Below are 20,565 nucleotides of genomic sequence, written 5' to 3'. Positions count from 1 at the left end.
TATGTTAGACTTTCAAGCTATTTTAAATGCTATATATAACAAAGGAATTGCGGCTAAGAACAAAGGTATAATTGCGACGTACATTCCTGAATTGGCAGAAGTAGATATCAATAATTTTGGCATTCATTTAAGAACTGCGCAAGGTGAAGAATTTGGTGTTGGCGATGATAATAAATTATTTTCCATACAAAGTATCTCTAAAGTATTGGCTTTGTCTAAAGCTATGGCGTTAATTGGTGAAGACATTTGGAAACGTGTAGATGTTGAGCCTAGTGGCGATCCTTTCAACCATTTATCGCAATTAGAATTAGAGAATGGCATTCCTAGAAACCCACTAATCAATTCGGGTGCAATTGTTATTTCAGATATATTAATTTCTAATTTAAAGAACCCAAAAGAAGATTTTCTATCTTATATAAGGGATCTTGCAGGCGATGAAAGTATCCAATATAATTTAGATGTTGCCAACTCCGAAAAAGCAACAGGGTTTAAAAATTATGCAGCTGCATATCTTTTAAAATCATTTAAAAATTTACAGAATCCTGTTGAAGAGGTTTTAGATTTCTATTTCCATCAATGTGCCATCGAAATGACCTGTAGTCAATTAACCAAAACTTTTTTCTTTTTATCGAATCAAGGCAAATGTATTTTAAATAAAGTGCATTTAAGAAAATCGCAAGCAAAACGAATTAACGCCATTATGCTTACTTGCGGTTTTTATGATGAAGCTGGTGAGTTTGCCTTTGAAGTGGGATTACCCGGTAAATCTGGTGTTGGTGGTGGTATTGTGGCACTTTTACCTGATCAATTTGTAATTACCTGCTGGTCGCCTGGATTGAACGCCAAAGGAAATTCGAAATTAGGGATGTTGGCCTTGGAGGAATTCACAACACAAACGAAACTTTCAATTTTTTAATATGATCCTTTTTAAGAAGTGTGAACTATGAGAAAAATGGAAGGCAAACATAGAATTTTAATTTTAGGCGCAAGTGGTTTCTTAGGAAACGCTATTTATAAAGAACTTTGCCCCTACTTTAAAACATACGGAACCTATATGGTTTCTAATAAATCGTTTGAAAAAAACAATCACTTTTTTCAGTACAACATTGAAGAAGATGATATTTTTGAAATTCTAGATATTGTAAAACCAACCATCATCATTTCTGCTTTGCGCGGTGATTTTTCAAAACAAGTATTAGCACATCAACATTTAACAGAATACGTTTTTGCAAAAAAAATTAAGATCCTTTTTATATCATCGGCCAATGTTTTTGATGGTTATATAAAATACCCTAGTTACGAGCAAGATAAAACCTATAGTAATAGTGTTTACGGACATTTTAAGATAAAAATTGAAAACATGCTGTTGCGCTTACCTAAGCAGCAAGTAGCTGTTTTAAGATTACCAATGGTGTTTGGAGCACAATCGCCTCGAGTTCAAGAATTAATTCAGTTTATTAATGATAAAGAACCCATTGAAGTGTTTCCAAATTTAATAATGAATGTTACCACCGATTCTAAAGTTACCCAACAAATTCATTACATTATCAACCGAAACAAATACGGTATTTTTCATCTTGGAAGCGACGATTTGGTGCATCATGATGATTTTATAAAAGAAATAATATCCACTCTAGAATTAAAAAACCAGCCAATCTATAAACGTGTTTATACAACAAACGACGATCGTTATTTGGCTGTACTTTCAAAATTTAATAAACTTCCTAAACACCTTCAATTACTAAGTCAGGATATATTAACAGAGTTAAAAATATAGTTGACATTAAGCCTTTAAATCCTTAATTTCATAAAAAAATAATCATGGGTAAATTAACAGAACAAGAAATTGAAGCGAAACTGCTTCGTTTCCCAGATTGGGAATACTACGACAATGCCATTCATGCCGAATTTGAATTCGAAAATTTTAAAGATTGTTTTAGTGCCATGAGCAGAATTGCTTTTGAGTGCGAAGCTTTAAATCACCATCCAAATTGGAGTAATGTGTACAATGTACTTTCTATTTCATTATCCACACATGATGACGGAGGTGTTACAAACAAAGACTTTAAATTGGCCGAAGCTATTGAATTTATTGTAGAACCAGATGAGGAATAATTCTTGTTAAATTAAGTAAACAAGAGGTATTCAGATTGACAGAATTTTATAAATTTGCTAGCAATAGAAAATGTTAACTAAAATGTTCCGTTTTCGCGGAAATAAAAAATAACTATTCAATTATGGGAAGAGCTTTTGAGTTTAGAAAAGCAAGAAAAATGAAACGTTGGTCTGCCATGAGTAAAGCCTTTACACGTATTGGTAAAGATATTGTAATGGCAGTAAAAGAAGGTGGTCCAGACCCAGACAGTAATGCGCGCCTTAGAGCCGTAATACAAAATGCCAAGTCTGTAAACATGCCCAAAGACAACGTTGAGAGAGCCATAAAAAGAGCTAGCGATAAAAACCAAGGCGATTATAAAGAAGTTATTTTTGAAGGCTATGCACCTCACGGAATTGCCATTTTAGTAGAAACAGCAACCGATAATAATACCAGAACAGTAGCGAATGTACGCAGTTATTTTAATAAATGCGATGGTAGTTTAGGCACTTCGGGCTCTGTGGTATTTATGTTCGATCATACCTGTAATTTCAGAATAAATGGCGAAGGTTTAGACCCAGAAGAATTAGAATTAGAATTTATTGATTTTGGTGCAGAAGAAGTTTTTGTTGATGATGACGGTATTCTAATCTACGCTCCTTTTGAAAGTTTTGGAGCCATTCAAGCAGAATTAGAACGTCGCGAGATTGAAATTTTATCATCAGGATTCGAGCGTATTCCGCAGGTTACAAAAAATCTAACGCCAGAACAAGCTGCTGATGTTGAGAAGCTTCTAGAAAAATTAGAAGAAGATGATGATGTACAAAACGTATATCACACCATGGAAGAAACTGAAGATTAAAAAGAGTATAACATATTAAAAGAGAGCCTTTGGTTCTCTTTTTTCGTTTAAAGAAACATTGAGAATAATGAATTGGGGTTTTATTGGTTGTGGCAGTGTTACCGAGATAAAAAGCGGACCAGCATATCAACTAACAGACGGTTTTAATGTTGTTGCTGTTATGCGTCGCGATGTAGATAAACTAAAAGATTATGCGAAACGCCATAATATTCAAACCACATATACCTGTGCAGACGATTTAATAAACGATGCAAATGTAGATGCCGTTTATATTGCAACACCTCCAGATACGCATAAATATTACGCATTAAAAGTAGCCCAAGCCGGAAAACCCTGTTGTATAGAAAAACCACTTTCACCAAGTTATTCAGAGAGTTTAGATATTGTAAATGCCTTTAAAGCCAAAAACATCCCTTTATTTGTGGCATATTACAGACGCTCACTGCCTCGTTTTCAAAAAGTAAAAGAATGGCTAGAACAAGGCTATATTGGCGATATAAGACACATAAGTACACATTTAAACAAACCAGCTAGCGATTTAGATATTTCTAAAAGCCATAACTGGCGAACCGATGCCAACATTGCACCTGCAGGATATTTTGACGATCTAGCAAGTCACGGCTTAGATTTGTTCACCTTCTTTTTAGGCGATATCTCACATGCTACAGGCTTCAGTTTAAATCAACAAGGTCTTTATACAGCACACGATGCCGCAACCGCTTCTTGGTTGCATCAAAATGGAATTACTGGCAATGGAACCTGGAATTTTGGCTGCCACGGTCATAAAGACGAAACCATCATATATGGAAACAAAGGCAGCATCCAATTTTCGGTTTTTCACGACAACCCCATCATCCTAAAAAGCGACACTAACAACGAAGTACTTTTTATTGAAAACCCAAAGCATATTCAACAATATCACGTTCAAAATATGCGCAATTATTTCCAAAATCAAATCCCACATCCTTCCACAGGTCAAACGGCATTGCATACCAGTTGGGTCATGTCAAAAATATTAGGTGAAATTTAATTTAGGGCGCAACCCAAAAAGGTCGGGCTTTTTCGCTCATAGTTTTGGCTCGATGCACGCCTCGCCAAAAGCTGCCGCTTCAATCCCTTGCGCGGGTTCAAACGACTTGGAAAATTCACAAATTACTCTTTGTTTTTTACGTAAATTAACTTAAAACGTCCGTTAGTTTGGTCGCGTTGCTCCATTTCAAACTGTGGTAACGATTTAAAAAGTGGTGTTAATTTTTGAAACCCGAAGTTCCTAGAATCAAAATTAGGTTGTTTCTTAATAATTAATGATCCAACATCACCCAGAAATGCCCAACCATCTTCATCGGCAGCATCAGCAACCGAGTTTTTAAGAAGTTTAATCACCTTCGGTGTGATGTTGTATAAATTGGTTTTCTTCGTTTTCTTGCCTTGTTCGTCTTTGGTATTTTCATCATCATCGTTCGCCAGAATTTCCAAATAAATAAACTTATCGCAAGCTACAATAAACGGATTTGGAGTTTTCTTCTCACCCATGCCATAAACAACCATAGCTGCTTCGCGTAATCGGGTTGCTAATTTTGTAAAATCACTATCAGAAGAAACCAAACAGAAACTATTCACTTTTTCAGAATATAAAATATCCATAGCGTCAATAATCATTGCCGAATCTGTAGCATTTTTACCAGTAGTATAACCGTATTGTTGTATTGGTGTTATTGCGTTTTCAAGTAGTATATTTTTCCATTTAGATAAGTGTGGCTTGGTCCAATCCCCATAAATACGCTTTATGGTTGGCGTACCATACTTGGTAATCTCCTCCATCATTTCAGAAATATACTTCGATGGAATGTTATCACCATCAATTAAAACCGCAATTTTTGTGTCTTTTATCATATTCGTTAAAGATAAAAAATTAAACCGACCACAACATATTTTAACTTTTATTTAGACACTTATCCTTCTTTTTATTTCTACATTTAACCGACTAATTTAAAAACTGGGATTTTTATCCTAAAATAATTGTATTGAAAATGATTGTATCAAAAAATGTATTCAGGCGCTCCTGCGCCTTTATTGTTTTGTTTCTTATTTTAATTCCTCAAAATTTTGAAGCTCAAAACACTAAAAAAGGAAAGAGAAAGAAAAAAACAGAAGTAGTTGCACAAGTAAAAAAAGCTCCTAAAAAAACCATTGCAAGCTTAACCAAATCAAGCAAAAAAATAGATGGTCTTTTTACTATTTATCAAGACACACTAACAGGTGTTATGCAAATGGTAATTAAAGAAGATCAACTCAATCAAGAATATATTCATTTTGCTCAAATAGCCGATGGTGTATTGGATGCTGGCCGAATCAATAGGGGCTCTTATCAAGGTTCAAAAGTGTTTAAAATTGAAAAGTTTTTTGATAAAATAGATTTTATAATTCAAAATACTTCGTTTTATTTCGACCCTGATAATCCGCTTGCAAGATCTAAAGACGCTAACATTAGTAATGGTGTTTTAATGAGTTTAAAAATTGAATTGCATGACGATAAAGAAGGGTTATATCTCATAAAAGCGAACGATTTGTTTCTTAAAGAAACATTCAATCAAATAAAACCTGTGCGTCAACCTGGAAGTTCACCAACAGCATTTAAACTGGGTAGTTTAGATAAAACGAAAAGCAAAATCAGATCGATTAAAAACTACCCTGAAAACACAAATATTCAAGTTGAATATGTGTATTCTTCGCCATCGGTTTTAAATATTGGTTCTAATGCCGTATCAGATGGAAGAAATGTCAGTATAAAAGTATTTCACAGTTTAATTAAAATTCCAGAAAATAATTATGAAATTAGGTTAGACGACCCACGTGTTGGATTTTTTATTACAGAAGTTAATGATCAAACGTCTACTTCTTCGGCACCATACAGAGATTTAGTTAATAGATGGCATTTGGAAAAGAAAAATCCTAACGAAGCTATTTCAGAACCCGTAGAACCCATAACGTGGTGGATTGAAAATTCTACGCCATTGGAATGGAGAGAAACTATAAAAGAAGCTGTTTTACAATGGAATGTCGCTTTTGAGCAAGCTGGATTTAAAAATGCCATGCAGGTTAAAATACAACCCGATGATGCCAATTGGGATGCTGGTGATATTCGCTATAACGTTTTACGATGGACCTCTTCACCCACTCCACCATTTGGAGGTTATGGCCCAAGGTTAGTCAATCCTAAAACAGGACAAATTTTAGGTTCCGATATCATGCTTGAATATGCACATTTTACCAATCGTGTGTTTTATGATAAATTATATTCTTTAGCGACTTTAGAAGCACCATTTGATGAAAACGATACAAATCTAAATTCACATGAAACGTGCACGTTCGGGAAAACAATGCATCAAGATATTATGTTTGCACATGCCGTAGCGAGTGTTTCAGGAGCATCAGATTTAGAGATGGAGCGCATAAAAAAGGAATCCATGACCGCATTGATTATGCATGAAGTTGGACATACCCTTGGTTTAAATCATAACATGAAAGCAAGTCAATTATTTTCTCCAGAAGAATTAGCAAACCCAGAATTTATTAAAGGTAAATGTTTAACGGCATCGGTTATGGATTATGCCACTTTAAATATTACCAAAGACAGAAGCAAACAAGGCCAATATGATGATGTAACCGTTGGTCCATACGATATTTGGGCGATCCAATTTGGATATACACCTTTCAAAACAGGTAAAGAACGTTATGATTTATTAAATCAATCCACAAAACCAGAACTTATTTTTGGTAATGATGCTGATGATATGCGCTCTCCTGGAAAAGCAATTGACCCTAGAGTTATGACAGGTGATCAATCAAACGATGCCATTCAATATGCGATAGATAGGATAGAATTATCGAACAATTTAATGAATTCCGTTAAAGATAAGTTTATTAAGAATGATGACACATATCAAGAATTAAGAAGAGCGTATTATGTTTTAAGCGGACAACAAGCATCGGCAGCTAATATCATTTCTAGATATATAGGTGGTGTTTACGTAAATAGAGCTGTGGCAGGTCAAGAAGGCGGAAAACAACCCTATACTCCTGTAAGTTACGAAGACCAAAAACGTGCAATGAATGCACTAAAAAGGTATGTGTTCGCACCAAATGCTTTCGATGCGCCAAATGATTTATATAATTATTTAGCAATGCAGCGTCGTGGTTTTAATTTCTTTTCGGGTACTGAAGACCCTAAAATTCATGCTCAAGTACTCACCTATCAAAAGAATGTTTTAAACCACATTTTGCATTATAATACCTTACAGCGTATTACAGATTCAGAGTTATACGGAAATACGTATAGTTTATCTACTTTCATGACCGATTTGAATCATGCTATTTTTAAAGCAGATATTTACAGTTCTGTAAACTCCTTTAGACAAAATTTGCAGTTAGAATATACTAATATGCTTATTGATATGATTACTGGAAAACAAAGTAGTCGATACACGAACAATGCAAAATCTATGGCGCTTTATAATTTAAAAGCCGTTAGGACAATGGCTGCACCTTCCGGAAATATTTCTTCTAGAGCACATAAACAGCATTTAAGAACTTTAATTGATAATGCTTTAAAGGAAATTAAATAATGATTAATAGGATGTAAAATATAAAAAAAAGCTACTTCAATAATCGGAGTAGCTTTTTATTATTTGTTAGCTCATGTTTCTTTTTAGGAACAAATAATTGTTTACTTTATGTTTCATGCGCTTGTATTTTAAGAAATACAATTTTTATGCCAAAATCTGGAACGTATTTATGAATATGCCGCAACCTTACCTTTCACGCCTTTATAAAAATCATACATGTACTCAAAATCGGCTTCCATATCATCTGTAGGATAAAAAGGTTCTGATACTTTATTTTGTTTGTTCTCAAAGTCAAGCGTAAACATAATAATAGGCACATTGGCTTGTTTTGCAATAAAATAGAAACCCGTTCTCCATGAAGTTACTTTTTTTCTGGTCCCTTCTGGGGCTAAAGTCATTCGAAACTCGTCATGCTGATTAAATAATTTGGCAATAGCATCAACCTTGTTTTCATTGGATTGTCTATTGATTGGAGCGCCGCCTAGTTTTCTAAAAAACCACCCTAACGGAAAAACAAATAATTCTTTCTTTCCGATAAAGTTTGTTTTAACACCAACAACTGCGCGTAACAATATGCCAATATAGAAATCGTGCCAACTGGTATGAGGAGCAGCAATTATTACCGCTTTTTTTATAGTGTCTTTTGAAAAATTAGTATTACCAATAATTCGCCAACCAATAATTTTAAAATAAATAAATTTGGCTAGCCTTTTCATATTACATTTTTTGGTATAAAGCTTTTAATTTGGCTCTAGTAATTGTTTTTTTCCATGATTTCCCTAGAGCATTTTCCCAAAGTGGTTCAAGGCTAAAAGCTACATTTATCATGGTATCGAAATCTTTATCACTCAAATCTGCACAAATGCCTTGTGGCAATTCTATATTGTGTTTTGCTTTCATTTTCTTAAAAAGCTTCACGCCTTCTGGATAATAATCTTCTAAATGATCGAAAACAATACAGTTGCCAATTCCGTGTTTGGTTCCTAATAGATAAGATAAACCGTAACTCATAGCATGCGCAATTCCCACCTGCGAATAGGCTATACTCATACCTCCGTGCCACGAGGCCATCATTAGTTTTTCTTGCATCTCTTCATCAGAAAGATTATCCTCCATGAAAATTTCTTTGCATAAATCTAATGCCATAGTACCATAGGTTTCGCTAAAGGTATTTAAATAAGTTCCTGTTAGTGACTCAATACAGTGGATATAACAGTCCATACCCGTATAAAACCATTGATTTTGTGGTACATCCTTAGTGAGTTCAGAATCTAATATCACTTGATCAAATGGGGTAAAATCAGAATTAATACCTAATTTTTTTTCGGGTCCGGTAAGTACCGTGGTTCTAGAAACTTCGGCACCAGTACCGGAGATTGTTGGAATACCTACATGATAAATGGCTGGGTTTTTTACTAAATCCCATCCTTGATAATCTTTGGCTTCACCTTCATTGGTTAACATAATAGAAACTGCCTTAGCTAAATCTAGCAAAGTACCCCCACCAATACCAATAATACCAGATGGCAATGCTTTAGATTCTAAGATGATATTTTCAACAAGTTGATCCACTTGTGAAGTTTTAGGCTCTTCTTTTGCTGAAACAAAAACAATTCTATCCTCATAAGACAATGAAATTCTAGATAATAGCCATGTATTATTTTTAAACACATCATCAATAAAATAAATAAATGGAGCATTGATGCTTAAGCGCTTTGGGGCTAAAACTTCATTAATTTGATTGAAACTACCTCTGCCAAAAATGACTCTTGGCACCATTGGAAAGTTCTTATAACTCATTTAATATGTTTTCTTTTACAAAATGTAAAAATAGTTTAAATAAAATTTTATGCGTTTAAAAATTCTTGGAATTTTTCCGAGAACAAACTTATATGATAACCGTCTACTAATGCGTGATTTACCTGAATGGCCACATTCATTTGTAAACTATTATTTGATTTCACTGCTTTTGAAAAAGCAAATTTTGGCACCGAATCCACACTCCCCGACTTTGGCTCCTTTTGGCTAGAAAAATTAAGCCATGGCATTGCAGAACAATGTATACAATCTAATCCATTCACAGGTGGGTATAAATCTTTAGAATTCTGAATTCTTTCTTTTTCATTATTTATATTTTGAATAAAGGTGCTTAAATCCTCATCAAAATGTATAAACGAAAACCCAAAGGTATTGTCACTTCTCATTATAGTTGATGATGCATGAATGACATCGTATTCAACTATGCCATCATTTTCAATTCGAAATCTTAAATTTTCAACACTGTTAATAGCCTTCATACAATCGTGTAAATACTTAGCAAAAAAACTAATATTATTGGCTTTTGCAAAAGTATAAGCCTTGGTAACATCAAAAGGAATGGTAACAGCAAACGACGGGTCTTCTAAAGCCATAAAATGCTCATAATGCTGTTTTCTATTCCATGAATTTATATTAATTTCTTTCACTTTATTTTACCAAGTTTAAAACTTCTTTTAACGATGTAATCGTTTTATACATTTTACCATTTGTTTCTTCCTCACTTACTTGTTCGTGCGCCCAAGTGGTATGAAATGGAACATGTATGGCATTTGCTTTGATGTTGACTAAAGGCAAAACATCAGATTTTAGTGAGTTGCCTATCATTAAAAATTCAGAAGGGTTGATATCTAGATGATTTAATAATTTTGAATAATTGGCTTCTTTCTTATCACTTAACACCTCAATATGATGAAAAAAGTCTGTCAGTCCAGATTTTTCTAATTTTCGTTCTTGATCTAGTAAATCGCCTTTAGTAGCCAGTATTAATCGGTATTTTTTTGAGAGTGTTTTTAATACTTCTTCGACACCATCAAGCAATTCAACAGGTTTACTCAACATGTTTTTACCTATGTTTAATATAGATTCTATAGTTTTTGTTGAAATATTATAATTTGACAGTTCTAAAGCAGATTCTACCATTGATAAGGTAAATGCTTTAATGCCATAACCGTAGAGCTCTAAGTTATCCATTTCCATTCTAAAAAGCTCTTGGTCAATCTTATTAGCAGTTTCGTATTTAGATAGTAATTTTGCAAATGCTAATTCCGCATCTCTAAAGTAGGTTTCATTAACCCATAGTGTATCATCAGCATCAAAACCAATTACCTTTATGTTTTTGTAATTTATTTCCATAATTTCTTAGCGCGCTCTAAATCTTCAGGTGTATCAATTTCAACACCTTGCACATCAGTTTCAACCATTTTTATACGTTTACCATATTCTAAATACCTTAATTGTTCTAGCTTTTCAGCAGCTTCTAAAGTAAGCATTGGCAATCGATGGAAATCTAAAATGGCTTGTTTTCTAAAGGCATAAACCCCTTTATGTTTATAGTATTTTACAGCAACACTTTTATCTCTTAAATAAGGGATTGGACTTCGAGAAAAGTAGAGTGCAAAATTCTGATTATCTAAAATTACTTTGACAGTATTTGGGTTTTTTATTTCATCTTCATCTGTGATATGAACCATTAAAGAGGCTAAGTCAATTGAATTATCTGAATCATTTTTAAATACTTCTATGAGTTTCTTTAAGGATTCGGCATCTGTAAAAGGTTCATCGCCTTGAACATTAATAACAATGTCAATATCCATATCCTCAACAGCTTCGGCAATTCTATCGCTACCGCTGTTGTGTTCTTTTTTGCTCATTATTGCATTTCCGCCATTATTTACAATTTCATTATAAATAATTTCACTGTCGGTAACTACGAAAACATCATCAAATAACTTGGTTGCCACCGTGGCCTCATATGTTCTTAAAATAACTGTTTTACCACCCAAATCTTGCATAAGTTTTGCAGGAAAACGAGATGCAGCATAACGCGCGGGAATCATTGAAATTATTTTCATATGCTTTAAATAGCTGTTTTTAATTTAACTGAACAAACCCATTTAACAATTTTTCAATATGGTTATCATAGCTTTTCATTAAATTTACTGATGTATAAAGTATGATTTGAACAGTACCGTTTTCGTTTGAATAATAATACCCTTTATATCCAAATTTAATTCCAGACATTGTGCCGCTCATTTCTAACATTAAAACTTTTAAGCCATTAACTGTACGGTATTCTTGATTATTTAATTTAGTATCTGGGGCTACTTCTCGTGCATTAGATAATGCAATATCTCTTAGTGTTACCAAAGGGATTTCAACTTTTTCAGTTATTACAGAACCATATAAATCCTCTTTTTTAAGTTCTAATTCAAATTCGGCATCTTCGTTACTTGAAGCCTTCTTAAATTTCCAATCTTTTGTATTTAACCAAATCCCTACGTTAAATGTTGAACTTTTAATTAGGAAATCGGAATCTTCATCTTTTTCGAAAATTGTAGCATTTATAGGAATTTCTACTTTCTCTTCAACTTGCTCACCCACTTGTTGCCAGGTACCATCGTCATATAATACTACTTGGTCGCCATATTCTGTAACAGCATTGGTTTGAGAAAATATTAAATAAGGAAAACAAAAAACAAGACAAAAGGTAATTTTAATATTCATAATAAAGATAAAGGTTTAGAATTTCAAAAATATAATATTTATATCATAATTATTGCCTACTCCTTTTAAACTTTTTATATAATCTAAAAATTGTAAAAATGATAAATATGGCTATAATTGCTGCTAGTATGGGAAGAAAAATAGAAATAACAGACATGACAATCGAGGTTCCTGTTTCTATGGTTGAAACCAAAGGATTTGCAATACCTCCTGTAGTAGCAGTAGAAGCTAATCGTGTTGTACTCGAGCTTCCTGCAACTGCCGCAGCTGTCCCGCCTCCAGCTATAATAGCTAAAGACCAAGTTACAACAGGACTTAAATCTGCAATTGTAGAAAGCATGATGGCGGTTCCTGCCAAGGCAGCTAGTGGCACTGCGATACTATCTAATAAATTATCAATATATGGTATAAAATACGCAACAATTTCGACTATAGTAGCAGCACCTAAAGTTATGAGAGCTCCAGTACTTCCTATCCATTCCCAAGATTCGTTAAGTTGCCAAACATCAAAAAAAGCAGCAAGGCTTAAAGCAAATAAGGGTAAAAACACTCTAAATCCTACCGAGGCCGATAAACCAACACCTAGACAAATACTTAATATCGTTTCAAAAGTCATCTTTAATTTTAATTAATTATTCTTCAAAGAAATCGTCTTTAAAGCCAATAAGGTACAATTTTTCTTTCGCTCTTGTTATCGCAGTGTATAACCACCTTAAATAATCTTTATCTATACCGTTTGGTAAATACGGTTGTTCTACAAAAACAGTGTTCCATTGCCCTCCTTGTGATTTATGGCAGGTGATGGCATAAGAAAATTTAACTTGAAGCGCATTAAAATGTTTGTTGTTTTTTACCTTTAAGAATTTTTTGTAATTACTCGTTTCACTTTCAAAATCTTTCATCACTTCTTGATACAATTTATTCGAATCTTCATAGGCCAGAGAAGGCGTTTCAGCATCAATAGTATCTAATAATAACACGGTTTCAAAAGGTCTCATTTTGGGGTAATCAACCATTCTAATTTTTACTTCAGCGAAGCGAAAGCCATACAATTCTTGTAAACTGAATATTTCCAGAACTTCAATAATATCACCATTTGCAATAAATCCAGCTTCGGTAGTTGGTTTTATCCAGAAATAGTTATTCTTTACAACCATTAAATAATCTCCTGCGGATAATTCGCTTTCATTAAAAAGAATTCTGTTTCTTATTTGTTGATTGTATAGGTTTGCGCGTTTATTGCTTCTTACAATAATAGCAGTGTCTTCTTTCCCTAAATCGCTATAAGAATCGTTAATGGCATCCATTATTTCATAACCATCAACAAGCCTAATAATATCTTTAAAATCGGCTAATTCAAACTTAAAAAAATCATAAGTCGTTCCAGATAATGCTTCTCGTAATATGGTGGCATTAGCTAATATGCCTGAGTTTTCTTCTTGCCTTACAACTTCATCAAGTTCCATTTTGGTAACTTCTTTGTTGTAATTAAGTGCTAAGGTATTCGGGTCTAATGCAGGGCTTAAATCTAATTTCACTGGTGGTAATTGAGCAGTATCACCTATTAATAGCAACTTACAATGATGCCCAGAATAAACATATTGCATTAAGTCGTCTAGTAACGAACCATTTTCCATAAGTTTTGATTCGCTGGGTGTATCTGGAATCATGGAAGCTTCATCAACAATAAAAATTGTATTTCTGTGCTTATTAGGCTGCAAAACAAACTTTACACCTCCACCTTTATCTTTTTTAGGGAAATATATTTTTTTATGAATGGTAAATGCTTCCTTATTAGAATAATTCGATATCACTTTGGCGGCTCTACCCGTTGGTGCCATGAGTACAGCACTCATTTTTGCCTTCCATAAATTACTCACAATAGCGCCAACAATAGTTGTCTTTCCTGTTCCGGCATACCCTTTTAGTAGATATAAGGAATCTTTATTTTTTGAAAAAATGAACTCTGCAAGTTGTTGTAAAACAATATTTTGTTTCATTGTAGGTTGAAACGGAAATTGTTGTTTTATGAGAGAATAAAATTCGTTGGAAGTCATTATAGATTTCAAGGGTTTTGTAAATTATTCAAATATAGAAATGATTTTTATGCAGTTTGGTTTTAACGATTAAAAAAAAATTGTAGATTTGCTAAATACCTTTTATTAAACTTTAAATTAAATAACATACTATGTTAAATTTTATTCTTGTTGCAGTTGCGGTTATTTTAGTTACAATTGGCTTGGTTAAGTTAGTTGATAAATTTATACCGGCGAAGTTTAAACCGTTATTAAATATTGCACTTTGGTTATTGATTGCTTTTTTAGGTTACAAAACTTATGTTTCCATTTATGAACCTATCCAGTTTAATAAAGTAAAAAATAAGCGATATGCTCAAGTAATTGAAAGTTTAAAGGATATTAGAGACTCTCAGCTGGCTCACAGGCAAGTTATAGGTGTTTTTGCAAAAGACTTTGATAATTTAATCAAATTTGTTGATACTGCACAATACACTATTACCCAACGAAGAGATTCAAGTATTATTGATGTAGAAATGACGAAAAGATATGGTGTAGATACTTTTAAAGATATTATTATAGTTGATACCTTAGGATTTGTTTCTGTAAAAGATTCATTATTTAAATCTTCAACACGTTATAAAACGATGATGAATGTTCCTGTTGGTGAAGAAGGAGCTAAATTTAAAATGGATGCTGGGTTTATCGAGCAAAACAATATTAAGATTCCTGTTTTTGAAGCATCAGTTAAAAAGAACGTGATTTTATACGACCAGAATAAAGATTTACTAGTTCAAGAAAATCAGGTAGTATCAGTGGATGGTGTTAATGGTGATGCATTAAAAGTAGGTTCTATGGATGAAGTTAACACAAACGGAAACTGGCCAAAAACATATGGCTCAAACGAATAAAACGACTAACAAACTAACTAATATAGATCTGTCCATTCAAATAAGTTTGAGTGGACTTTCTTTTTGTATACTGAATACAGATACCAATACGGTAATAGAGTTGCGAGAAGTCATCTTCGAGAAACGTTTAAACCCACTTGAAGCTTTAGATGAATTAAAATCGTTGTTCACAAAAGAAAATGCATTACAAAGTAATTTTAAAAATGTAATTATTATTCATGATAACGACTTAGCAACTTTAGTACCAAAGTCATTATTCAATAAAAACCACCTCGCAGAGTATTTAAAATTTAATTCTAAAATACTTAAGTCTGATTTTATAGCTTACGATCCAATTCAAGAAAACACTAGCGTAAACGTTTATATTCCTTATGTCAATTTTAATAATTTTATTTATGAGAAGTTTGGAGCCTTTGTTTACAAGCACGTTTCTACCGTTTTAATTGAAAATATTTTACAAATAGAAAAAGAATCAGAAACACCAAAAGTATTTGTGAATATAAGCACCAATCACTTTGAGATTTTAGTTACTGAAAAAGAGCAATTAAACTTGTACAATTCCTTTAGTTACAGCACGAAAGAAGATTTTATCTATTACATTCTTTTTACAGCAGAACAACTTAATTTGGACCCAGAGTCCTTCCAACTTGTCCTATTGGGAGATGTAGATGAAAATAACGAATTATACGAGATTGCTTATAAATACATTAGGAATATAAGTTTTGGAAAACGAAATAGCCAATATAAATACATAGCAAAGCCAAAATCTGAATATTCTAATTTTGCACTTTTAAATAGTTTTTAATGAGAATTATATCAGGTCTTTATAAAAGTAGAAAAATTGTGGCGCCAAAAAACCTACCTGTCCGCCCCACTACTGATATGGCTAAAGAATCGCTATTTAATATCATTAATAATTTATACTATTTTGAAGACATAACTGTATTAGACTTATTCGCGGGCACTGGCAATATAAGTTATGAGTTTGCTTCTAGAGGTGTTGAGCAAATTACTAGTGTAGATCAGGATTTCGGATGCATTAAGTTTATAAATCAGACTGCTGAGAATTTTGAAATGCCAATTCAAACCATAAAAAGTGATGTTTTTAAGTTTCTAGAAAAATCAACACTTCAAACTGATATTATTTTTGCAGATCCACCTTATAGTTTCTCTGATGAACAATTTGCTAAAATACCAGAGCTTGTTTTTCAAAATAACTTGTTACTACCTGAAGGCTTACTCATAGTCGAGCATTCTAAACATACTAACTTATCAGAAATTAAACATTTTAGTTACTCCAAAAACTATGGTGGAAGTGTTTTTAGTTTTTTTGAAAAGCCAGAATAAATTTCCACAACTCATTTTTTTTCAGTACTTTAGAGTTCTCCTTAAGAGTCCCAGACTCTATTCATTGCATGTATCTCTCAGGGAAATACATTCTTATTCTATTCGTGCGTATGGTTTAAAATTATTATCAACCAATTAAACCATAAATTCAAATGAAAAAAATTTTTCTAGTTGCTTTTGCAGTAATGTTATTTACTGCTTGCCAAAACAAACCACAACGTTATTTTGCAGAATCTGCAGAAATAAACACGTTAAAAGCCGGTATAGAAGCTTACGAAGCTGGAGATTGGGCTAAGTGGAAAAGCCATTTTGCCGATACCGCTAAAATTTACGTAAACTCAATAGAACCACTAACTATTGCAGAAAGAGCCAAAAGTTTAGAAACTATGGCAAACACCATGTCTTCTTATGGCTTTAATCGCGATAAAGAATACATTGAAATGGTTCTTGATAAAGAAGATGAAACTTGGGTGTACTATTGGGCATTACACAAGGGTACTTTAGCTGCCAATAATAAAGAATTATCAATTCCTGTCCATTTAGCTGTACAGTTTGTAGATGGTAAAATTGTTGAAGAACACGTTTACTATGATGGAACTGCTATGAATGCAGAATTTGCTAAACTCACAGCAGTAGATGATGTCGTAGAAGAAGAGTAATCCAAAAATAAAAAATCAATTAACTAAATTATTTAATATGAAAACATTTAAAACCTCAATTTTAATAGCATTATTATTGTGCTTTTCTTTTAATCTGTCGCATGCACAAAAAAGATTTATGGTGCATCAAGATAACGTAAAACCGTCTATGTTAATGCAATATGAAGCTATTGCTAAAAAGTTTAATGATGCTTGTATAAAACATAACCCACAAACCTCATGGGCAACAGGAACAAGAAGCGATTTTAAATATTTTTACATTACACCTATTGAAAATTTTGCAGATATGGATAAAAATCCATTTGCAGATATGGCTAAAACTATGGGCGACGAATTTGGAAAAATGTTCGAAGAATTCGATAAATGTTATGATTCGCATACCAATTACACGATTACCATGGTTGAAGATTTAACCTATATGCCAGAAGGCATATCCATGACTCAAGAAGGTCAAAACTATCGTAAATGGTACTATATCTATTTTACACCAAGTAATGCTAAAAAAGTTCGTGAAGGCATGAAAGCTGTAAAAGCATTGTACGAATCAAAAAACTCAAAAGAATATTATAGAGTATATCGCAGTGGTTTTGGTACACCCGAAGAGTTTTATTTAGTTGCAATTTCCGCTAAAGATGCTATCGATTTCGAAACTAAATCTAAAACTAACGAAGCTACATTAGGCACAAAAGAAGAAGTTTGGGAAGTGTTTAGTAAGGTCATGGAACACGCCACCAGAATGGAAGAGTTTTCAGGAGAAATGCGTCCAGATTTGGCCTACGCACCAAAATAAAATAAATCTGCCGTTTCAACCAACCAAATTACTTTTATAAGGGAATAAGCCCTTCTTTAATTACTAAAGAGGGGCTTATTTATGTTCAAGTAAATCTATAAGCCGAATTCTGTTCATCCCGTACGCGTTTCAAGTTTACCTAAAACAAGCACAAAAATACCTTATCATTTATCTTAGTGCATTGTTACCAATACACTTTAGCTGCCTACCCTCCAACAATCGGGCGTGCAGCCCTCAAACGTTGGTATACATGACATTGCACCACATAGAGTTTACCTGATTTCACTACAGCATAACCTGTACATTCTTTCTGTTGCACTTTTCCTAACCTCACGGTTGGTGGCCATTAACCACTATGTTGCACTACGGTGTTCGGACTTTCCTTCCCGAATTAACTTCGGAACGATAAGGCGATTTACTTAAACGCAAAATTACAATTCCTATATTTTAAAATCTAATTAAAAATCATTATTTGGGCGCCTGCCTGCTGGCAGGCAGGTTACCCACAAGGGGTCTGGCTTTCCACTAAAAGTTTTGGCTCGATGCACGCCTCTCCAAAAGCTACCACTGCAATCCTTTACGCAGGGACTGTTTGCTAGCTTTGATTTTAAGAAATGAAGATTATTTTACTTTTTATTCGGTTTGCCTTTTTATCCATTCAAACATAATATCTAATGCCATCGGTGAAAAAGTCTGTTCAATAATGGCGTATTCATTCGGTAAACCGGTTTTGCTTTCTTGAAATAAGTGATTTAAATCATCCAACGTCATTGTTTCAGTATTAGTGTTCCCATTGGCTAATAAAATAGCTTCAATAGCCTCAAGATTCTCTTTTGGAGGTACTTGTAAGTCATTTGCACCATTCAATGCAAGAACTGGGCATTTTGTTTTACTTAGAGATTCCTTCGGATCAAATTTTATAAAGTCTGTTAACCAATGCATAGACATTTGTTCTGATAATGATTTAATTTGGCTATCAGTTAACATAGCTCCAAAAATTTCATTGAAGTAATCCTTTAAATCAGATTGTAATTGATTATCATCATTATTCGAGTTTAAAATAATATTGTAGGCTCCTTTCATATAATTTTGTCCTTGTGTAATTCCAGCCTCAGGAACCCCCATTTTTCGCTCAATTATTTCTTTTTGTAAAAGCATAAGTTTATCTCCTCTTATGCCAGAACCAGCCAGAAGTACAATAAAAGAAATATCTTGATTTTTACTTGCTATAATTGGTGCAATAACACCACCTAAACTATGACCGATAAGGCCAATTTTAGCAGGGTTTATGGCACTGTGCGTTTTAATAAATTCAAAAGCACTATTTGTATCATTAACAAAACCATCAAGCCCAGTGGCATTATAATTCCCTTCAGATGCTCCTGTGCCTCTATCATCAACTCGTAATACAGCTATGCCTTTATTTGTTAGAAAATCTGCAATAACCATAAATGGTTTATGGTTCATCATATCAGAATTTCTGTCCTGCGGACCACTGCCACTTATTAAAATTACAGCTGGAAAATTTGACCCCTCTTTTGGGTAAGTTAGTGTACCTGCGAGTGAAATACTATCCATGTTGTTTTTAAACTCAACATCTTCAATTATATAATTAAAAGGTTCTTTTGGTTCTTGAGGTCTATTGATTTGAGCAGATAAAGTGAATGAAAAAATAGCGGAAATTAAAAAGTATAGAAAATGTATTTTCATTTAGTTAGTTTTTATGTTTTGAAATTTCAAATAAGAAAAGACTACAGGTACAATGGTTATAACTGCAGTAATAATTATGAATATTGTAAAATTAGTTTGCTTTTCTAACACTAAACTAGAAAGGACAATTAGTAAACCACCAATAAACCACATTTTCCCTCCTAATTTGTGCGTTTCCTTCCAAACCGTCTCATTCTCGAGTGTCCAGGGTGTTCTAATTCCTATAAAATAATTAGCTTTTAATGTTTTAAAATAATTTCCTAGAATTAAAAAAAGCAATCCTATTAACAGTATAATATAGTTTGGGTTAGTAAGCGACTCATTTTTTGCAGTATAGATTATGAATAATGCTAAGATTGACATAAAAGTTGTCAACAAGAATTTAAGTGTTTGTAACTTATTACCCATTTTTTGCAGTTTGTTTTTAGGGTCAATTTTAGGAACAACCAAAAAGATAATATATATAAGTAGTGGTAATAAAATTGGAATAAAAATAAGTTCTATCTTATCTCCATAGCGGTTTACCTCTCCCTTTATATTCCAATGTAACGGTACTTTTTCAGGTAAATCATTCCATAGATAAGCCAAATAAATAAATGGCAAAAGTACGATTGCAATTAGTGGTAATTCCTTTTTTAAGCTCATGATTATTTTTTTAAAGTTAATATCCAGTTAAGTAAATCCTCTAAAATGCTCGTATTTAGAGAATACTCTACAAATTGTCCTTTTTTCTCACTTGTAATTAAATCGGCTCTTTTTAAAATATCTAAATGATGTGATATACTTGGTTTTGATATATTAAACCGTTCAGCTATTTCCCCAGCATTCATGTCTTTTTCCTTAAGTAATTCGACTATCTGTCTTCTAGTTTCATCATTAAGGGCCTTAAATAAAGAATTCATTTCTTATTTAGTTATTTAGACAAATATCTAAATATTAATTTACAAATCCAAATAGAGCTTTAATTTAATGGTCTATTATTGTTAATAACTCCTATTAAATTATAGCT

General features: G+C 33.0%; 23 protein-coding genes and 1 other RNA gene. 11 read left to right on the top strand and 13 right to left on the bottom strand.

Annotation, left to right across the window (positions count from 1 at the left end; genetic code table 11):
* Window position 1 precedes the first annotated feature (1 nt).
* The 5 genes from O5O44_RS09110 to O5O44_RS09090 all read left to right on the top strand — a co-directional run bounded on the left by O5O44_RS09110 (window position 2) and on the right by O5O44_RS09090 (window position 3,987).
* Complete coding sequence (locus tag O5O44_RS09110) at window positions 2–916, top strand: glutaminase (protein WP_289194067.1); 915 nt, start codon at window positions 2–4, stop codon at window positions 914–916.
* A 27-nt stretch (window positions 917–943) separates the two neighbouring features.
* On the top strand, window positions 944–1,777 hold the full coding sequence (locus O5O44_RS09105) for a sugar nucleotide-binding protein (protein WP_019388549.1): 834 nt from the start codon (window positions 944–946) through the stop codon (window positions 1,775–1,777).
* 44 nt (window positions 1,778–1,821) lie between these two features.
* Complete coding sequence (locus O5O44_RS09100) at window positions 1,822–2,115, top strand: 4a-hydroxytetrahydrobiopterin dehydratase (RefSeq protein WP_019388548.1); 294 nt, start codon at window positions 1,822–1,824, stop codon at window positions 2,113–2,115.
* Between the two features lie 122 nt (window positions 2,116–2,237).
* Window positions 2,238–2,957: a YebC/PmpR family DNA-binding transcriptional regulator gene (locus O5O44_RS09095; protein WP_289194065.1), complete on the top strand. Its 720-nt coding sequence runs from the start codon at window positions 2,238–2,240 to the stop codon at window positions 2,955–2,957.
* A gap of 67 nt (window positions 2,958–3,024) precedes the next feature.
* On the top strand, window positions 3,025–3,987 hold the full coding sequence (locus O5O44_RS09090) for a Gfo/Idh/MocA family protein (protein ID WP_289194063.1): 963 nt from the start codon (window positions 3,025–3,027) through the stop codon (window positions 3,985–3,987).
* 122 nt (window positions 3,988–4,109) lie between these two features.
* On the opposite strand, the gene O5O44_RS09085 is transcribed toward O5O44_RS09090, so the two are convergent.
* Complete coding sequence (locus O5O44_RS09085) at window positions 4,110–4,850, bottom strand: NYN domain-containing protein (protein WP_019388545.1); 741 nt, start codon at window positions 4,848–4,850, stop codon at window positions 4,110–4,112.
* 137 nt (window positions 4,851–4,987) lie between these two features.
* Between O5O44_RS09085 and O5O44_RS09080 the strand changes: the two genes are divergently transcribed.
* Window positions 4,988–7,582: a zinc-dependent metalloprotease gene (locus tag O5O44_RS09080; protein WP_289194062.1), complete on the top strand. Its 2,595-nt coding sequence runs from the start codon at window positions 4,988–4,990 to the stop codon at window positions 7,580–7,582.
* 167 nt (window positions 7,583–7,749) lie between these two features.
* Here the strand turns inward: O5O44_RS09080 and O5O44_RS09075 are convergent, their stop codons facing one another.
* From O5O44_RS09075 to O5O44_RS09040, 8 genes are read right to left on the bottom strand one after another with little or no spacing between them, the layout of a single operon-like run.
* The gene (locus tag O5O44_RS09075) at window positions 7,750–8,298 is read right to left on the bottom strand and encodes a 1-acyl-sn-glycerol-3-phosphate acyltransferase (protein WP_289194061.1); all 549 of its coding nucleotides are present in this window, start codon (window positions 8,296–8,298) and stop codon (window positions 7,750–7,752) included.
* 1 nt (window position 8,299) lies between these two features.
* Complete coding sequence (locus O5O44_RS09070; protein ID WP_289194060.1) at window positions 8,300–9,382, bottom strand: iron-containing alcohol dehydrogenase family protein; 1,083 nt, start codon at window positions 9,380–9,382, stop codon at window positions 8,300–8,302.
* Window positions 9,383–9,429: 47 nt separating this feature from the next.
* Window positions 9,430–10,047, bottom strand: a complete 618-nt coding sequence (locus O5O44_RS09065; protein ID WP_289194059.1) for a CatA-like O-acetyltransferase — start codon at window positions 10,045–10,047, stop codon at window positions 9,430–9,432.
* 1 nt (window position 10,048) lies between these two features.
* Window positions 10,049–10,753 carry an HAD family hydrolase gene (locus tag O5O44_RS09060; RefSeq protein ID WP_289194058.1) on the bottom strand — a complete coding sequence of 235 codons (705 nt, stop codon included), beginning with the start codon at window positions 10,751–10,753 and terminating at the stop codon, window positions 10,049–10,051.
* On the bottom strand, window positions 10,744–11,472 hold the full coding sequence (gene kdsB, locus O5O44_RS09055; RefSeq protein ID WP_289194057.1) for a 3-deoxy-manno-octulosonate cytidylyltransferase: 729 nt from the start codon (window positions 11,470–11,472) through the stop codon (window positions 10,744–10,746). Before kdsB ends, O5O44_RS09060 begins: the two co-directional genes overlap by 10 nt.
* A 19-nt stretch (window positions 11,473–11,491) precedes the next feature.
* Window positions 11,492–12,124, bottom strand: coding sequence for a hypothetical protein (locus O5O44_RS09050; protein WP_289194056.1), 633 nt, complete (start codon window positions 12,122–12,124; stop codon window positions 11,492–11,494).
* A 49-nt stretch (window positions 12,125–12,173) separates the two neighbouring features.
* Window positions 12,174–12,740 carry a DUF4126 domain-containing protein gene (locus O5O44_RS09045; RefSeq protein WP_019388537.1) on the bottom strand — a complete coding sequence of 189 codons (567 nt, stop codon included), beginning with the start codon at window positions 12,738–12,740 and terminating at the stop codon, window positions 12,174–12,176.
* Between the two features lie 16 nt (window positions 12,741–12,756).
* Window positions 12,757–14,181, bottom strand: a complete 1,425-nt coding sequence (locus tag O5O44_RS09040; protein WP_289194055.1) for an ATP-dependent DNA helicase — start codon at window positions 14,179–14,181, stop codon at window positions 12,757–12,759.
* A 131-nt stretch (window positions 14,182–14,312) separates the two neighbouring features.
* Between O5O44_RS09040 and O5O44_RS09035 the strand changes: the two genes are divergently transcribed.
* The 5 genes from O5O44_RS09035 to O5O44_RS09015 all read left to right on the top strand — a co-directional run bounded on the left by O5O44_RS09035 (window position 14,313) and on the right by O5O44_RS09015 (window position 17,846).
* The gene (locus O5O44_RS09035) at window positions 14,313–15,050 is read left to right on the top strand and encodes a hypothetical protein (RefSeq protein ID WP_289194054.1); all 738 of its coding nucleotides are present in this window, start codon (window positions 14,313–14,315) and stop codon (window positions 15,048–15,050) included.
* On the top strand, window positions 14,998–15,855 hold the full coding sequence (locus tag O5O44_RS09030; RefSeq protein WP_289194052.1) for a DUF3822 family protein: 858 nt from the start codon (window positions 14,998–15,000) through the stop codon (window positions 15,853–15,855). Before O5O44_RS09035 ends, O5O44_RS09030 begins: the two co-directional genes overlap by 53 nt.
* Window positions 15,855–16,397, top strand: coding sequence for a 16S rRNA (guanine(966)-N(2))-methyltransferase RsmD (gene rsmD / locus O5O44_RS09025; protein WP_289194050.1), 543 nt, complete (start codon window positions 15,855–15,857; stop codon window positions 16,395–16,397). Before O5O44_RS09030 ends, rsmD begins: the two co-directional genes overlap by 1 nt.
* Window positions 16,398–16,549: 152 nt before the next feature.
* Window positions 16,550–17,056 (top strand): nuclear transport factor 2 family protein, encoded by a 507-nt coding sequence (locus O5O44_RS09020; protein WP_289194049.1) that lies wholly within the window; start codon window positions 16,550–16,552, stop codon window positions 17,054–17,056.
* A gap of 37 nt (window positions 17,057–17,093) precedes the next feature.
* Entirely contained in the window at window positions 17,094–17,846 is a 753-nt protein-coding gene (locus tag O5O44_RS09015; protein WP_019388531.1) for a hypothetical protein, read from the top strand.
* An 82-nt stretch (window positions 17,847–17,928) separates the two neighbouring features.
* On the opposite strand, the gene rnpB is transcribed toward O5O44_RS09015, so the two are convergent.
* From rnpB to O5O44_RS08995, 4 genes are all read right to left on the bottom strand, one after another.
* Window positions 17,929–18,268: RNase P RNA component class A (gene rnpB, locus O5O44_RS09010), an RNA gene on the bottom strand.
* A gap of 211 nt (window positions 18,269–18,479) precedes the next feature.
* Complete coding sequence (locus O5O44_RS09005; RefSeq protein WP_289194048.1) at window positions 18,480–19,556, bottom strand: alpha/beta hydrolase family protein; 1,077 nt, start codon at window positions 19,554–19,556, stop codon at window positions 18,480–18,482.
* Window positions 19,557–20,201, bottom strand: coding sequence for an SdpI family protein (locus O5O44_RS09000; RefSeq protein ID WP_019388529.1), 645 nt, complete (start codon window positions 20,199–20,201; stop codon window positions 19,557–19,559).
* Window positions 20,202–20,203: 2 nt separating this feature from the next.
* Window positions 20,204–20,458 (bottom strand): autorepressor SdpR family transcription factor, encoded by a 255-nt coding sequence (locus O5O44_RS08995; protein WP_019388528.1) that lies wholly within the window; start codon window positions 20,456–20,458, stop codon window positions 20,204–20,206.
* Window positions 20,459–20,565 lie beyond the last annotated feature (107 nt).

This window comes from Algibacter luteus (assembly GCF_030344935.1).
GTDB lineage: Bacteria > Bacteroidota > Bacteroidia > Flavobacteriales > Flavobacteriaceae > Arenitalea > Arenitalea lutea.
The sequence above is the reverse complement of the archived record's forward strand: the minus strand, read 5'-3'. Positions and strand labels throughout refer to the sequence as shown.

What these genes read in the sequence shown, in the direction of transcription:
- O5O44_RS09110 (WP_289194067.1), top strand. Translation starts at nt 2, where the DNA reads ATGTTAGACTTTCAAGCTATTTTAAATGCTATATATAACAAAGGAATT.
- O5O44_RS09105 (WP_019388549.1), top strand. Translation starts at nt 944, where the DNA reads ATGAGAAAAATGGAAGGCAAACATAGAATTTTAATTTTAGGCGCAAGT.
- O5O44_RS09100 (WP_019388548.1), top strand. Translation starts at nt 1,822, where the DNA reads ATGGGTAAATTAACAGAACAAGAAATTGAAGCGAAACTGCTTCGTTTC.
- O5O44_RS09095 (WP_289194065.1), top strand. Translation starts at nt 2,238, where the DNA reads ATGGGAAGAGCTTTTGAGTTTAGAAAAGCAAGAAAAATGAAACGTTGG.
- O5O44_RS09090 (WP_289194063.1), top strand. Translation starts at nt 3,025, where the DNA reads ATGAATTGGGGTTTTATTGGTTGTGGCAGTGTTACCGAGATAAAAAGC.
- O5O44_RS09085 (WP_019388545.1), bottom strand. Translation starts at nt 4,850, where the DNA reads ATGATAAAAGACACAAAAATTGCGGTTTTAATTGATGGTGATAACATT.
- O5O44_RS09080 (WP_289194062.1), top strand. Translation starts at nt 4,988, where the DNA reads ATGATTGTATCAAAAAATGTATTCAGGCGCTCCTGCGCCTTTATTGTT.
- O5O44_RS09075 (WP_289194061.1), bottom strand. Translation starts at nt 8,298, where the DNA reads ATGAAAAGGCTAGCCAAATTTATTTATTTTAAAATTATTGGTTGGCGA.
- O5O44_RS09070 (WP_289194060.1), bottom strand. Translation starts at nt 9,382, where the DNA reads ATGAGTTATAAGAACTTTCCAATGGTGCCAAGAGTCATTTTTGGCAGA.
- O5O44_RS09060 (WP_289194058.1), bottom strand. Translation starts at nt 10,753, where the DNA reads ATGGAAATAAATTACAAAAACATAAAGGTAATTGGTTTTGATGCTGAT.
- kdsB (WP_289194057.1), bottom strand. Translation starts at nt 11,472, where the DNA reads ATGAAAATAATTTCAATGATTCCCGCGCGTTATGCTGCATCTCGTTTT.
- O5O44_RS09050 (WP_289194056.1), bottom strand. Translation starts at nt 12,124, where the DNA reads ATGAATATTAAAATTACCTTTTGTCTTGTTTTTTGTTTTCCTTATTTA.
- O5O44_RS09045 (WP_019388537.1), bottom strand. Translation starts at nt 12,740, where the DNA reads ATGACTTTTGAAACGATATTAAGTATTTGTCTAGGTGTTGGTTTATCG.
- O5O44_RS09040 (WP_289194055.1), bottom strand. Translation starts at nt 14,181, where the DNA reads ATGACTTCCAACGAATTTTATTCTCTCATAAAACAACAATTTCCGTTT.
- O5O44_RS09035 (WP_289194054.1), top strand. Translation starts at nt 14,313, where the DNA reads ATGTTAAATTTTATTCTTGTTGCAGTTGCGGTTATTTTAGTTACAATT.
- O5O44_RS09030 (WP_289194052.1), top strand. Translation starts at nt 14,998, where the DNA reads ATGAAGTTAACACAAACGGAAACTGGCCAAAAACATATGGCTCAAACG.
- rsmD (WP_289194050.1), top strand. Translation starts at nt 15,855, where the DNA reads ATGAGAATTATATCAGGTCTTTATAAAAGTAGAAAAATTGTGGCGCCA.
- O5O44_RS09020 (WP_289194049.1), top strand. Translation starts at nt 16,550, where the DNA reads ATGAAAAAAATTTTTCTAGTTGCTTTTGCAGTAATGTTATTTACTGCT.
- O5O44_RS09015 (WP_019388531.1), top strand. Translation starts at nt 17,094, where the DNA reads ATGAAAACATTTAAAACCTCAATTTTAATAGCATTATTATTGTGCTTT.
- O5O44_RS09005 (WP_289194048.1), bottom strand. Translation starts at nt 19,556, where the DNA reads ATGAAAATACATTTTCTATACTTTTTAATTTCCGCTATTTTTTCATTC.
- O5O44_RS09000 (WP_019388529.1), bottom strand. Translation starts at nt 20,201, where the DNA reads ATGAGCTTAAAAAAGGAATTACCACTAATTGCAATCGTACTTTTGCCA.
- O5O44_RS08995 (WP_019388528.1), bottom strand. Translation starts at nt 20,458, where the DNA reads ATGAATTCTTTATTTAAGGCCCTTAATGATGAAACTAGAAGACAGATA.